Origin of the sequence: Methanoregula sp. PtaB.Bin085 (assembly GCF_002067035.1) — an archaeon.
GTDB lineage: Archaea > Halobacteriota > Methanomicrobia > Methanomicrobiales > Methanospirillaceae > Methanoregula.
In genome coordinates, this window is record NZ_MVQB01000057.1 from 25,744 (window position 1) to 40,258 (window position 14,515).

General features: G+C 58.4%; 14 protein-coding genes. 7 read left to right on the forward strand and 7 right to left on the reverse strand.

What is annotated here, in order from left to right:
- Positions 1-53 precede the first annotated feature (53 nt).
- The 7 genes from A4E33_RS11810 to ppsA form a co-directional block, all read right to left on the reverse strand.
- The gene (locus A4E33_RS11810) at positions 54-233 is read right to left on the reverse strand and encodes a hypothetical protein (RefSeq protein ID WP_292348390.1); all 180 of its coding nucleotides are present in this window, start codon (positions 231-233) and stop codon (positions 54-56) included.
- A 64-nt stretch (positions 234-297) separates the two neighbouring features.
- Entirely contained in the window at positions 298-1,479 is a 1,182-nt protein-coding gene (locus tag A4E33_RS11815) for an MFS transporter (protein WP_292348391.1), read from the reverse strand.
- Positions 1,476-2,090, reverse strand: coding sequence for an METTL5 family protein (locus A4E33_RS11820; protein ID WP_292348393.1), 615 nt, complete (start codon positions 2,088-2,090; stop codon positions 1,476-1,478). The genes A4E33_RS11815 and A4E33_RS11820 overlap by 4 nt, the downstream gene beginning before the upstream one ends.
- Positions 2,087-3,034 (reverse strand): diphthamide biosynthesis enzyme Dph2, encoded by a 948-nt coding sequence (dph2, locus tag A4E33_RS11825; protein ID WP_292348394.1) that lies wholly within the window; start codon positions 3,032-3,034, stop codon positions 2,087-2,089. Before dph2 ends, A4E33_RS11820 begins: the two co-directional genes overlap by 4 nt.
- Positions 3,012-3,560, reverse strand: a complete 549-nt coding sequence (gene hpt / locus A4E33_RS11830; protein WP_292348395.1) for a hypoxanthine/guanine phosphoribosyltransferase — start codon at positions 3,558-3,560, stop codon at positions 3,012-3,014. Before hpt ends, dph2 begins: the two co-directional genes overlap by 23 nt.
- Positions 3,553-4,659: a tyrosine decarboxylase MfnA gene (gene mfnA, locus A4E33_RS11835; RefSeq protein ID WP_292348397.1), complete on the reverse strand. Its 1,107-nt coding sequence runs from the start codon at positions 4,657-4,659 to the stop codon at positions 3,553-3,555. Before mfnA ends, hpt begins: the two co-directional genes overlap by 8 nt.
- Positions 4,649-6,943, reverse strand: a complete 2,295-nt coding sequence (gene ppsA, locus A4E33_RS11840; RefSeq protein ID WP_292348399.1) for a phosphoenolpyruvate synthase — start codon at positions 6,941-6,943, stop codon at positions 4,649-4,651. Before ppsA ends, mfnA begins: the two co-directional genes overlap by 11 nt.
- Before the next feature lie 166 nt (positions 6,944-7,109).
- Between ppsA and serA the strand changes: the two genes are divergently transcribed.
- The 7 genes from serA to A4E33_RS11875 all read left to right on the forward strand — a co-directional run bounded on the left by serA (position 7,110) and on the right by A4E33_RS11875 (position 14,504).
- Positions 7,110-8,714 carry a phosphoglycerate dehydrogenase gene (gene serA / locus A4E33_RS11845; protein ID WP_292348400.1) on the forward strand — a complete coding sequence of 535 codons (1,605 nt, stop codon included), beginning with the start codon at positions 7,110-7,112 and terminating at the stop codon, positions 8,712-8,714.
- Positions 8,715-8,927: 213 nt separating this feature from the next.
- Positions 8,928-9,317 (forward strand): hypothetical protein, encoded by a 390-nt coding sequence (locus A4E33_RS11850; RefSeq protein WP_292348401.1) that lies wholly within the window; start codon positions 8,928-8,930, stop codon positions 9,315-9,317.
- 391 nt (positions 9,318-9,708) lie between these two features.
- Complete coding sequence (locus tag A4E33_RS11855) at positions 9,709-10,665, forward strand: ATP-binding cassette domain-containing protein (RefSeq protein WP_292348402.1); 957 nt, start codon at positions 9,709-9,711, stop codon at positions 10,663-10,665.
- On the forward strand, positions 10,658-11,419 hold the full coding sequence (locus A4E33_RS11860) for an ABC transporter permease (protein ID WP_292348403.1): 762 nt from the start codon (positions 10,658-10,660) through the stop codon (positions 11,417-11,419). The genes A4E33_RS11855 and A4E33_RS11860 overlap by 8 nt, the downstream gene beginning before the upstream one ends.
- Before the next feature lie 873 nt (positions 11,420-12,292).
- Entirely contained in the window at positions 12,293-12,727 is a 435-nt protein-coding gene (locus A4E33_RS11865; RefSeq protein ID WP_292348404.1) for a MarR family winged helix-turn-helix transcriptional regulator, read from the forward strand.
- Positions 12,728-12,834: 107 nt separating this feature from the next.
- Positions 12,835-13,236, forward strand: a complete 402-nt coding sequence (locus A4E33_RS11870; protein ID WP_292348405.1) for a pyridoxamine 5'-phosphate oxidase family protein — start codon at positions 12,835-12,837, stop codon at positions 13,234-13,236.
- Between the two features lie 587 nt (positions 13,237-13,823).
- Positions 13,824-14,504 carry a hypothetical protein gene (locus A4E33_RS11875; protein ID WP_292348406.1) on the forward strand — a complete coding sequence of 227 codons (681 nt, stop codon included), beginning with the start codon at positions 13,824-13,826 and terminating at the stop codon, positions 14,502-14,504.
- Positions 14,505-14,515: the final 11 nt, after the last annotated feature.

Consider the following 14,515-nt stretch of genomic DNA (forward strand, 5'->3'; position numbering starts at 1 on the left):
GGACGGACGTTCATGTCCATTCCTGCAGAAAAATGAGATCGGCAGGAAATGTTTCAGTCGCTGAAGATAAGCGCCCCGAAGAACACGAGCATCAGGCCGAACAGAACGACCGCGATACCGATAAGACCCTTCACGGCGGCAATGACCTCCGGCTGGAATATCCAGATAGCGTACCCCCCGGCGGCACAGAGGATGAGCCCGATGATAATCATGGAAAGTCCGGTTTTATCCATACGTATACCTCAGACTCTTGGTTTGGGAATCCGATCCTAAAAAGATATTGAGACACACCGCCATTCAGCCGCCAATGTGACGGCGCAGCGACTTCCACGGGTACGGCAGCAGCGCCATCAGCAGCATGGCTGCGGCAACCGGGACCGGAATGGTGGCCAGCGCAGCTGCAAGCGAGTAATGGTCGGCGATGATGCCGCTGACTGCAACGCCGAGCCCGCCGAACCCGATGGCAAGGCCGAGCATCATGCCGGAGGCGAACCCGACATTCTGCGGGAGGAGCTCGTGGCCTATTGCCACGGCAACGGAGAACGTTGCCCAGAGGCAGAACCCGAAGCAGAGCAGGGTGATGATGGCGGCGATTCCCGACAGTGCCAGGAAGAGGAAGAAGAACGGTATCGCGATTGCGAGGGTCACGACCATGAATTCCTTGCGCCCGAACCGGTCGGAGATGCGCCCTCCCATGACCTGCCCGGCAACCCCGCAGAGGAGCATCAGGGTCATGATCATCGTGGCGGTCACGAGCTCGTATCCCTGCGCCACGAGGTACATCGGCACGTAGGTGAGGGCGGCAAAGACCGCCCATGCCCGGAGCACCGAGGCAGCCATCAGCACGGCAAACGGCCATTTCGGGGGAGCCTCCCCTGTGAATTCCTCCTTTGCCGCATGCATGGCCTGCGCCGCGGCGATCCCGCCGGGCAGGAGGATCTTCAGGGCGAAGTACATCGCGACCGCCGGGAAGATGAGGAAGAGGAGCCCGGGGAGGCCGAACCACCAGACGAGCCCACCGGCCAGCACCGGTCCCACGGCATACCCGAGGTTACCTCCGACAACGAAGTACGAAGTGATGGTTCCCCGGTTCCCGCTGGTACAGAGCCGGCTCGTGAGGCTGAGAGCCGTCGGGTGGAAGCAGGCGTGGCCGAGCGCGGCGAGGATGGCGAACGCCATCATGAGGTAATAGTCATGCGCAATTCCCATCAGGGCGACGAAGACGGCGCTGATGAGCAGGCTTGCCGTAACGCTGACCGTGAGTCCCCGTGAATCCGAGAGCCACCCGATGACCGGCTGGGTGAAGGAGGAGGTGACGTTGTACGCAGTGACGAGGAGGCCGGCTGCGAGGTAGGAGTAGCCGTTCTGGGCGATCAGGAACGGGAGGATTGCCGGAAGGACCGGCATGTAGATGTCGGTGACGAAATGGGCAGCGGCAAGGCCGGTGATGGTACCCTTTACGCCCTGCTGTCCGGTCACGCAATCCGTTTCAGCCGTAGTATCTCGACCTCGATCTCCTGTACATCCTTTGTATGGAAGGCGAAGGTGCGCTGTATCGGGAAAGAGCCGCCGATCTTCTCGTCGATTTCAGCCTTCCGTGCAGTATAGGCTTCTACAAATGGGATGGATCCGGCATTAAAGATGCTGTACGTTACCTCCGCGACGGCAAGGGCGCAGTCAATGAACGGCCGGTCGGCATGGGCTTTCTGCGCCCCGAACGGCGGGTTCATGACAACGGTGTCGCAGGTCCCGATCCGTTCCCGGCACCCCCCTTCACGGACATCGGCGGTGATGAACGCAACCTCTGCGTCAAGCAGATCCGCGTTCTCCCGTGCAACGGCCAGAGCTTTTTCATCGATATCCATCCCGGTGACCGATTCGGCACCAAGAAGCGCTGCCCCGATGGCAAGGACACCGGTCCCGCACCCGAGGTCCGCAACCTGCTTCCCTTTGATATCACCCTTCATCAGCGCGTGGTAGAGGAGCCGGGCGGCAAGCGGTGCCGGCGTCTGGTACTGCTCGAGGGATGCCCGGGGCCGGGAAAAGCCGCGGAGGCGCTGGAGGGTCATCTCGAGTTGTTTCAGTTTCATGGGATCTCGTCGATTGCGTACTCGTCCCAGCTGCGGGTGCCGCAGAGGATCTCGAACTCCTGCGGGGAGAGGACCGGCACGGGGAACCGTACCTGGTCGTCGTACGCGAGCCGGGGGCAGGCGGTGTTCACGTAACACCCGAACCCGAGGTTCAGGAGTTCATCGGGGCTCACTTCCTTCAGGGTCACGATCACGGCATACGGCGAGAGGGCGGAAAGTCTCCGGGCAAGGTCCATGCGGTTCTGGCCGCTCTTGGTGCTGACGATGATACCGAAATCCTTTGCTCCCCTCGCTTTCTCGATGACGGCAAAGCGTTTCCGCAGGAGGCTGTCGGCGTTCACTTCCTGTGCGATACCGGTGAGGGGATCGAGCGCAACAACCCGCACCTTCATGGCAAGGGCGATCCCGATCGGGTGGAAGAGCCCGGTACCGGCGAAGAGAATCTCGTCAGCCCCGATATCCTTTGCTGCGGAAAAGCAGCAGCCGAGCACCTGCCCGCGGAGCGGTGTCCTGCCACGCCCTTCCGAAACCCGCACATCAATCCCGCGGTCTTTGAGGAATGCTTCCATCGCGGGGACGAGGTGGGCGTGCTGGACTGTGGTGACCAGGCCGGTCGTCGTTCCCTTCAGCAGCGGCAGGGCCTTCTCCAGCACCGCCACATCGAAGCCAACCTCGTGAGGTACAAAGATGACGTTCTCCTGCGGGCCGACCGGCGCGTGCCCGACATGGACGAGGACGTCGGCATTGCCGAGAGCGTTGAGTGCAAGGTCGCAGGCACCGTAGCAGGGATCGCCGCTGACGACAACATCGAATCCTTCCCCCCGGAGAGCTGCCGCGTACGCAGAGGCCCGGCGTTTCAGCCCCTCCGGGAACTGGAGGGCGACATTCTTTGCCCTCCGCTCCCGCAATTGACGGACCAGGTCAGAGATATCGTTTGACAACATGCACCCTGTCGTCCACCTCGATCTGCACGAGGGCCTTGTACGGCCGGCCGATATCCGGCCTGCCCCGCTGGATTGCTATGCAGACGTCAACGACCTCGGCGCCTGCGATCTCCAGCGCCTTCAGGAGTGCCTTCATCGTCCCGCCCGTGCTCACCACATCGTCGATGATGACCACGCGGTCGCCCTTATACACGCCGTTGAGGTAGAGTTCGCCCTTCGAGTAGCCGGTGGTCTGGTGGACAGCGACCTCGTGCGGCAGGTTGTAGACCCGCTTGCGCATGACCGTCATCGGGATGTCCGTCATGGTCGAGAGGACGGCACCGATGTGCAGGCCCATTGCCTCTACGACCACGATCTTGTCGACGTTGTTGAGGTCGAGCATCTTCACCATGCCGCTGCAGACATCGCGCAGCAGGGCGGGATCGACAACCGGTACGCCGTCGGTGATGGGGTGGATGAAGTAGTTGTACTCCCCCCGCTTCACCATCGGGCAGGTTTCCAGGGATTTTACCAGAATATCAAGCATGGGATTCACCAATGTCTTTCAGGAACGCCTCGATCCGGCCGAGCGTTACGTGGGGCATGCAGACGATACGGAGGTGCTTCCGGCAGGTCCACGAGACCTTCCACGGGCCGGGAACGCGGGCCTTGTCACAGGTAAACGTCGCGACATTCACATCCGGGGTTGCGGCCCGCGGGATCCCGAAGGTCTCCATCCCGGCGATCAGACGCTGCGTGTTCTTCATGCAGCCGGTTACAACGGCCTTCATCCCCGCAAACCCAAGGTAGTCCATGACGGCGAGCGCTCCTGCAACCGGCGCTCCCGGACGGGTGCCGGCAAGGGTGTACTCCTGCTTCACGGTGAGGTACGGGGTGTCGATGTTGAGAGAATTCAGAACATCCGGTTCGCGGGTGAGGAGGCAGCCGCACGGGATGGTGCTCATGCCCATCTTGTGCGGGTCGACGGCGATGGAGGTGACACCCTTCACCGAGAAGTCGAACGGGATCGGCTTTTTCAGGAACGGGATCACCATCCCGCCGAACGCCGCGTCCACGTGGAAGAAGAGGTCATGCTGGCGTGCGATCTTGGCGAGATCCGCAATGGGATCGACCATCCCGTATTCGGTCGTCCCGGCAACGCCGACGAGCGCGATCGTGTTCCTGTCCACCAGTTCCCCCGCCGCACCGGCATCCATCCGGTAGTCCCGGGTCAGGGGTGCCTTGCGCATCTCAAGACCGAGAATATCGCAGGCTTTCCTGAAGGAGAAGTGGGCGGATTCCGGGACGATAACGTTCGGCTTCCGGATATCGTGCCGGAGCGCCTTTGCGAGGCGCAGCGCCTGGATATTGGACTCTGTGCCCCCGCTCGTGGCATATCCCCCGGCGTCCGGGCAGTGGAAGAGACTGCCGAACCGGTTGATAAGGAGCTTCTCGAGCGCCATCGTGCCGGGGAAGAGCCCGGGATCGCCAAGGTTCGTCTCCATGAACATGCAGTGCGCCCGGACCGCCACGGAGTGGGGGACGGTGCACATGGAGCTGAGGATGAAGTCGTGATCGAGATCCTCGCTCTTCCTATCGGCCAAAAAGGTGAAGAGTTCTTCTTCGGAAATACCCTTATTCAGCATCGCGGGTTCTCGCAGCTTCCAGGATAATGCGTTTCTCCGTGCGTGCAACTGCTTCGCGTATCTTTGCTATGGCGTCGATGTTGGCCGAGAGGCTGGTGATGCCATGCTCAACGAGCCACGTTGCCATCTTCGGGTCGGAGCCGGCCTGCCCGCAGATCGAGCACTCGACATTGTATGCCCTGCACACCTGGATCGCGTTGTGGATAAGAGAGAGTACGGCCGGGTGCTGGGGATTGTACATATCCGCAACGTTCTCGTTGTTGCGGTCGATGGCGAGCGTGTACTGGATGAGGTCGTTGGTGCCGAACGAGGCGAACCTGATGCCGGCCTTGATGAAGTCCTCGATCATGATGGCACTGCTGGGGATCTCGATCATGATGCCGAGGGTAACGTGGTCAACGTCAACACCGCAGGCAGCCATCATCGCCTTTGCCGCGATGAACTGGTCGGGGTGGGAGACCATCGGGAACATGATGCCGAGGTTGTCGTAGCCCTCCTTCCAGAGCTGCTTGAAAGACTCGACCTGCAGACGGAACTGGTCGGGGCTCTGAAGGTCCCGGCGGATTCCCCTCCAGCCGAGCATCGGGTTGTGCTCGTGCGGTTCGTTCTCGCCTCCCTGCATGTTCCGGAACTCGTCGGTCGGGGCATCGAGCGTCCGCACCCAGACCGGTTTGCCCGGGAAGGCATCGAGCACGATCTTGATGCCGTCGTGGAGTTCCCTGACGAACTCCTCCTCCCTGTTGTTGGCGATGAACCAGCCGGGGGTCTTGTTGAGCCCGAGGATCAGGTGCTCGATCCGGAGGAGCCCGACACCGTCGGCGCCGGTTGCCGCTGCCCGTGCGGCCGCCTCGGGGATAGAGACATTCACCTTGACGCTGGTTGCCGTGATGATCGGAACGTGAGCGATTGCTGCCTGGTGGACAGCGGCGACTTTCGCATCGGGTGCCGGTGCTGAGACCGCTCCTTCGTAAATGTGCCCCTTCTCACCATCGACTGTCACGAGCTGATCGTTCTTCAGCACGTTCGTTGCCGTCCGTGTGCCCACAACGGCCGGGGTGCCCAGCTCCCGGCTCACGATTGCGGCGTGGCAGGTCATCCCGCCCTCGTCGGTCACGATGGCGGCCACCTTCCGCATGGCCGGCACCATGTCCGGGTTGGTCATGCGGGTGACGAGGATGTCTCCTTCCTTGACCTTACCTGTGTCCTTCACGTCCCGGATAATGACGACCCGGCCGGATGCAACACCCGGCGCCGCACCCTGTCCCTGTACAAGAATCTTTGCGCTTGCTGCGTGCCCCTCTGCCATACCCTTTGCCTCTTTCTTTGCCCCGATAGTGGTAATCGGCCGGGACTGGAGGATATAGAACGTCCCGGCAACAATGCTCCACTCAACATCCTGCGGGATACCGTAATGGTTCTCCGCGATCTTGCCGTACATCGCAAGCTTCGCCACCTCTTCGTTCGAGAGGACCTGCTTGTTTTGCCGGTCCGCGGGAACATCTGCGAGTTTCGTGCCCTTGTCCCCGTCTGCCACGATCTCGACCTTTTTGTTCGAGACGAGGGTGTCCACCACTTTCTCGGAACGCTGGTCGAAGACGTACTTGTCCGGGGAGACCGATCCGGACACGACAGCTTCGCCAAGGCCCCACGAGCCCTCGATGATGGTGAGAGGTTCGCCCGTGATGGGGTGGGAGGTGAACATGACGCCTGCTTTCTCTGAGTGGACAAGCTGCTGGACAACGACCGCAATGTTGACCGTGTGGTCATCGAACCCCTGTTTGGCCCGGTAATAGATGGCCCGTGCACCATATAGGGATGCCCAGCACTTCTGTACTGCCTCGAGGAGTGCAGCCTCTCCCCTGATGTTCAGGTAGGTCTCCTGCTGGCCGGCAAAACTTGCGTCCGGCAGGTCCTCGGCTGTTGCACTCGACCGGACCGCGACGATCATGCTGCCGTTCTCCATCTTCCTGTATGCCGCCTTGATCTCGTCGCGGATCTTCGCGGGCATCTTTGCCTTGAGCACGAGGGCTTTTGCCGTCTCGGCTGCCTTTTCGAGTGCCTCGTTATTCTCGACATCGAGGTTATTGTAGGCTGCAAAAAGTTTCTTCTCAAGGCCGGTCTCGACAAGGAACCTGCGGAACGCCTGGGCGGTGACTACGAAGGCTGTCGGTACCGGCAAACCGATGGACGCCATCTCCCCAAGGGATGCCCCCTTGCCGCCGACAGAAATGATATCCTCCTTCCGTATCTCCTCGAGCCAGAGTATATTGGGCACATCTTTCATGCTCGCACCACTATGATCTTGCCTCCACCCTTGTTAATGATTATGATTTTCCGTCACTGCCCCGCGCTGGTGCACCGCCGGAAGGAACCGTTATTCCATGCCAGGGGGCGCCCCCTATAAAAGAATAATCCTCATTAAGTCCGGCGCGTATAGTATATGGGTTTTTATGGCAAAAGCGAAAGTGCTCGTCAGCGACCCGCTGGCGGAAGAGGGCCTCGCCATCCTGCGGCCGGTCGTCGATGTCGATGTAAAGACCGACCTGAAGGAAGACGAGCTCTGCAGAATACTGGGGGACTACGATGCCCTGCTGGTGCGGAGCGGCACCGATGTCAATGCAAAAGTGATTGAAGCCGGGAAGAAGCTGAAGTTCATCGGGCGTGCCGGTGTTGGTGTCGATAATATCGATGTGGAAGCGGCAACACGGAAGGGTATCATCGTTGCCAATGCACCGGAAGGAAACACCCTTGCGGCAACCGAGCACACGATGGCGATGATGCTCTCCTTAGCCCGCAACATCCCGCAGGCGAACGCGAGCCTGAAGAAGAAGGAGTGGAAGCGCTCCAAGTTCATGGGCAACGAGATGAACGAGAAGGTGCTCGGCATCGTGGGATTTGGCCGGATCGGCCGGGAGCTTGCCAAGCGTGCCATTGCCATGGACATGAAGGTCATCGCCTACGACCCGTTCATCACGAAGGAGCGGGCGGCCCAGCTTGGCGTTGAGATGATGTCGATGGCGGATCTTTTCAAGGCAGCGGACGTCATCACCGTCCACACCCCGCTCATCCCCGAGACCCGGCACATCATCAACGAGAAGTCCATCGCGACCATGAAAGACGGCGTCCGGATCATCAACTGCGCCCGCGGGGGTATCATTGACGAGAAAGCGCTGTACGAGGCAGTAAAGAGCGGCAAGGTTGCCGGCGCAGCGCTCGACGTCTTCGAGACCGAGCCCCCGACCGACTCCCCGCTGCTGACCCTCGACAACATCATCGTCACCCCGCATCTCGGGGCAAGCACAGTCGAGGCCCAGCTGAACGTTGCGGTCTCCGTTGCCAGGCAGTGCATCGAGGTCCTGAAGGGCGGGGCTGCGAAGTACGTGGTGAACGCCCCGATGGTCCCGCCCGACCAGGCGGAGATGCTCGCACCCTATACCCAGCTTGCCGAGAAGATGGGACGCTTTGCCATCCAGACCGCAGGCGGCCGCCTTGCGTCCGTTGAGTGCATCTATGGCGGGGAGCTTTCGGCCTACGCGGGCTCCATGAAGTTCGTGACCCGCCTCGCCCTCAAGGGCCTGCTCGACCCGATCCTCCAGCAGCCGGTCAACATCGTCAACGCCGAGTTCATCGCAAAGGAGCGCGGCATCACCGTGAGCGAGACCGTGACGCAGGAAGCGAGCGGCTTCAAGAACCTCATCACGATAAAGATCAGGACCGACAAGGGCGAGGAATCGGTCAGCGGCACGGTGTTCTTCAAGGGCCGCAGCCGGATCGTTGCGGTCGGCGGCTACACCATGGACATGATCCCAGAGGGGTACGTCATCGTCTCCCGGCACCTGGACAAGCCCGGTGTCATCGGCCGCGCCTCGACCATCCTTGGCAAGAACAATATCAACATCGCCGGCATGCAGGTCGGCCGGATCCGGCCCGGCGAGACGGCCATCATGGTGCTGAACGTGGACAGCGAAGTGCCCGCTGCAGTTATGGATGAGATCCGGGCGATGCCCGGGATCGAGACGGCGACGTTCGCGAAGATTTCGTCTGAGAAGATCTGAGAATACCCTTTTTCTCTCCCTCATTAAGAATCCCTATACTGCGGAGGAATCCTGCCGGGATTACCGGAATCGTGCGGGTGCATTATCATTCATGACAACAATAATTCCTGTTCAGGAATCATGACTGCTGCGATCGGGACAGATCCTGTTCACCCTGTGCTTTTTCTTATCGGAAAGATTGGAATGATCTCCGGCACGATATTTCTCGGATTCATGACAAACATCCAGCATCCTTTTTCGGCAGGAAAAGCAACCAGCCTGAGTTTTGATACGCTTTTTTTATCCTGCATTGGTGTAGTAATCGTCCTGTCATCTTTTGTCTTGTGCGAGTGGGGACTGTATGGAAAACCCGGCTTTGTTCTTGACCCGGAGATGGTATCCGACCTGAAACGGGACAGTCCCCGTGTGATCAAGGGGCTCATCATTGCGATCGGAGCGATATTCTCCCTGTTTATTTTAGTCTTCTTCATGCTGGTGCTCAATGTACCGGTAGTCCAGCGGTATCCCCTTGGCGTCCGCCTGGTATGGTATTTCCTCCTCATTATGTCGATAAGTATGGCATGGTTCTATTACAAGATGAAACAGGACTGTGTTTTTCAATGAAAATATCCCCGATATCAGTCAGGTCACATTCCTTGTTGTGCGATGACCCCGCCGCCACCGCGGGGCGCCCCCGGCGGGGGAGCAATTACCGTACCAATTCTCCGAACCGGTAATCTGCCCAGCGAGGTCCCGACGAGGTGTCGCGCCGACACCCGAAGGGAGGGTGGACTCATACCACCATGAGATCGTACCTGCATTTTGTTCTCAAACCGATCTGCGATCTCCTAATCAGAATCGCGATCATAATCGCGATTAAAAATCGTTCCGAAAAAATCGATCGGAGAGTTTTTTTTCTGCTTGTTCGGAACAGAACTTCCGAAAAAAAATTCTATTTCAGATTCTGCAACACGGCAGATTGTTTAAGACCTCCAGCCATGTATAGGATAATCGTATGCAGGCAATCGAGGTCTCGCACCTCACCAAGCGGTTCGGGAACCTGACCGCGCTGGACGACGTCAGTTTCTCCGTATCCGGGGGCGAGACCTTCGGGTTTCTGGGCCCCAACGGTGCCGGGAAGACCACGACCATCCGCATCCTGACCGGCATCAGCACCCCGACCGGCGGAACAGCATCCATCTTCGGGAAAGATATCATCCGGGACACCATCGCCAGCAGGAAAGAGATGGGGATCGTCCACGAGACCTCGAATGTCTACGACGACCTCACGGCCTGGCAGAACCTGATGTTCACTGCCGAGCTCTACGCGGTCGGGAAACAGATGCGTGAGAAGCGGGCAGCAGAACTCCTCGACCTCTTCGGGCTCCTTGAGCGGCGCGACGACCGGGTCCGCGGCTTTTCCAAGGGGATGAAGCGCCGGCTCACCCTCGCCATGGGCCTGGTCAACAACCCCCGGCTCCTCTTCCTCGATGAACCGACCTCGGGGCTGGACGTCCAGAGCAACCTCATCATCCGGGACGTAATTCGTGATCTCAATGCGCAGGGTGTCACGGTGTTCCTGACCACTCACAACATCGAGGAGGCAAACCTTGCCTGCGACCGCGTGGCGATCATCAACCGCGGGCGCATCGCCGCCATCGACTCGCCCGAGCGGCTGAAAAAGACGATCCAGAGCGTCCAGTCCGTCGAGGTAGCCTTCGATTCCGCATCCCCCCGCCGGATGGACGATCTGCGGCAGCTGCCCGGGGTGAGCGAGGTCAGAAAGGAGGGGGACAAGTTCCGGCTCTTCACTGAGGACCCGTCGCTCGTGATCGATGCGGTGACGGCGTATGCGAAGGCGGAGAACGCCAGGATTCTTTCCCTCTCCACGTTCGGGCCGAGCCTCGAGGATGTCTTCATCCGGCTGACCGGGCTTGGTATCCGGACAAGGGGGGTGACCACCGTTGACTGAACCGGCCGGGAAGCACGGGCAGCTCTACGCCGAACTGTTCGCGGCATGGGCGATTGCAAAGAAGGATATCAGGATCTATTACCTCAAGCCGAACATCATCGTGTCCGGCGCCATGTTCCCCCTCTTCATGTTCCTTGCCTTCGCGGTCGGGAGGCCCGCCGAACCGGCCGTCATGATCCCGGGGCTTGTCGCCATCACGATCCTCTTCTCTGCATCGTCTATCGAGCCGGTCTCCATCCCGATCGAGCGGCGCGTCAGGACCTTCGACCGCCTTGTCTCCGCCCCGGTCTCCCTGCACGCGGTGGTGCTCGGCGAAAGCCTGAGCGGGTTCCTGTACAGCATCGGTATCGCGCTCGTGCCGCTTGCCGCAGGCCTGGTTATCTTCCGGACGCCGATCATTTCCGTCTTCCCCCTTGTTTTTGGCATCCTCCTTACGGCGTTCTGCTTTGCCACGATGGGGACGCTGTTTGCAGCCTACCCGACCGAGAGCCCCGGCGATATCATGTCCATGCTGAACATGGTCCGGCTCCCCCTGATCTTCATCTCCGGCGTCTTCATCCCGGTCGAGTCTGTCCCTGCGGTTGGCCAGGCCGTGGTCTGGCTCTCGCCGCTCACCTACGGTAACGACCTCATCCAGGCATCCTACCATGGCCACACGCACTTCAACCCGCTGATCGATATGGCGATGCTGTGCATCTTTATCCTGATCTTCCAGGTTGCCGCGAACCGGCTGTACAAAAAATTCAACGAGTGATCGTAACAGGCACCGGCGGGGATCAGAAATGCGTCCCGGCAGGGTTGTGGTGGAAGAACGGTTGTCATGCCGATTCCTGCATCATGAAGAACCCGGCCGGATGCCTTGCAACGATTGATACCTTTTTCCGGATTGAGGTTTTCTGCAGAGCGAAAAAGTTCAACCGCGATCACGATTGCGATCAAAAACCGTTCCGGAAAAACCGCTGATCGATTTTCAGCTTGAAATCGATCCCCGATTTCCGGATCAAAACCGGATCCCGTTTTTCAGAAAAAAATCGATTCGCGATTGAAAACCGGTTCCGGACAAGCTTTCACAGATAGAACACAAAACCGGATCCCGATTTTCGTACGAAAATCGATCAGAGGTTTTGAGATCCAAACCAATCCCCGGTTTTCATTTTCAAATCGATCAGCGATTTTGCAATTGTAATCGCGATCACGATCGCGATCGAAAAACCGATCCGGATCTATCAGACTCTGATTGAAAAATTTTCATCAGACTTTGATTTTTCATTTTCAATCAAGGTTTGATTGAAAAATCTTAAGCAGGCTTTGATTGAAAACGGCCCTCCCGGCCCTCTCTCCGGCGTGAACGATTTTTGTACATGTATTTAACTTTTTACAGGCAGGCTTTGATGAAAATTTTTTCATCAGACATTGATTGAAAAATTTTCGTCAGGCTTTGATTGAAAAAAAATCATCGCGATCACGATCGCGATCGAAAAACCGATCCGGATCAATCAAATACTGATTGAAAAAATTTACCGGCCCTTGTTTTGACAGTACCCGGACCTGTTCTTATCAGCACATTTTTCGCAGCATGCCCCGGCCGGCACGTTGATAATAGTTCAATGCTTAATTAATTACCGGCATGAGCACAGGCAACGCGATCGCACTCATCAGCCGGATCCGGGAGAAGGCGAACCGGCTCATCGTAAGCGAACTGGAAGACCACGGGATCAGGGGCATTGTCCCGTCGCACGGCGACATCCTGAACGTCCTCTTCCGGGAAGAGCGCTGCACGATGAACGAACTGGCACGGAAGATCCACCGCACGAAGCCCAACGTCACGGTACTGATCGAGAAGCTTGTGGAATACGGCTACGTGCAGAAAGACAGGAGCGCTGAGGACAACCGCGTCACGTATATCACCCTGACGGACAGGGGAGAGAGCCTCCGGCCGGTATTCCTCTCAATCTCCGCCAAGCTGAACAAGATCGTGTACGGCCGGCTCTCCCCGGAAGAAGCTGAATCCCTTGAGACGATGCTCCGGGAAATCAGCAACCGCTTCCCTGCCGAAGAATAATTCTTTCATCCTCTTTTCCTGATTGCCGACCCGGCTGCCCGCTCCGAACGGTTAAATAGTTAGATGTTTAACCATTATGCAACCAGCACAACTGGCAGAGACAAACCATGAAGGAAGTAATCGATTTCTATACAAAGAACCCGGTCGGATGTCTTGCGACTGTTGAGAACGGGAAGCCCCGCGTCCGGCCGTTCCAGTTCCTGTTTGCCGATGGCGGGAAGCTGTACTTCTGCACAGCAAACACCAAGGACGTATTCAAACAGCTCACGGCAAACCCCTCGGTCGAGTTCGCTGCAACCTCGCCGGAGTATGTGTTCATGCGGGTGAGCGGCGATGTGAAGTTCAGCAGGGATGCGAAGATAAAAAAGCGGATCCTGGACACCTTCGCCATGATCCGGGGGATCTACCAGACCCCGGAGAACCCGGTCTTCGAGGTGTTCTTCATTGAACACGGCACGGTAAAGATCGCGGACCTGTCGGGAAACCCGGCGCGGTTCGTGAAGTTCTGATTTCCTCCCTTTTTTCGGCCTGTACCTGCTTCGTGCTCAGGAACAGTATTCCCGCCTCCGGCCCATGGCTGGCAGTCCATCCATCTTTGGGGAATGCTGGGGGTCGAATATAATTTCCCGTTCATTTCCCGGGAGTGTCCCCGATGTGAATTTTCTCTCCTGAAAAACCGGACATTTCGTGGCACGACCGGCACGGAACCTGGATGAAAAATAAATTCAACCCCCCAGGGGACCCATGGAAAAATTGCCGGAATAAGCAGATTTTTATGATGTAAAAATGGCGTGCATTACCACGTAATGGTGTCAGGGGGGTCGAATTTATTTTTCCTGCCGGGTGCGGGTAAAAACCCCGGCAAAAAAATCCGGCCCGGGTGGATAGCAATCGAATCAGGGACCGGGGCCATGCCGGTTTTGTCAGCGTTCTTTTTCCCTTAGTCCGGATCCATTGAACCCGCGGGTTCCACGCTTCGCCGCCGGCTTTTCATCGTCAGTGGACAGGCATTTTTCCAATATTTATGCCCCGCAGGGCAACAGGATGATGCGGCCCCGGAACGGGACCGGCACATCCGGATTACAGGAGAAAAAACATGAAGACACCACCGATCGCAATGACGGCCCTTGCTGCACTGTTCATCCTTGCACTCGCAGTACCGGTCCTTGCACAAGACCCTGCATATGCAGGTGCAGCACAGACGACTGAGGTAACCCCGGCAAATTCGCCGGCTCCCGATCCGATAGGATCGTTCATGGGATTTTTCGGCCTCCGGCACGATATCCGCGAACGGCAGGCGGAGAACCGGAACCTCTCGCAGGATCTTCAGGCAAACCAGCAGGAGATCCACAGGAACTGGTGGGAGAACACCGGCCTCTTTGAGAACATCCTCGGCAACCGGCAGACCGTCCGCTCCGCACAGGAGGATGAGCTCGCCCTCCTGCGGGAGAACGTCGGGCTCCGCGAGGATATCAGGAACATACGCCTCAACATCAAAGAGAACCCCGGGAATAAAACAGCTGGTCTGGAACAGATTGCCGGCGACCGGGACATTCTCCGCGTAAACCGGCAGGAGATCGATACAACGCACGACAGCATTCACGAAGTGCGGAACCTGAGTCGGGAGAACCGGTCGGTCATTCACGAAAACAACCAGGAGAACATCGAACTCCGGCAGGAGAACAATGCGACCCGCAGCGACATTGCCGGAAACCGCATGCAGAACCAGGAAGACCGCGAACAGATCCGGAACGGGCGGAAGAACGGGAGCGAATAGGGACAATCCTG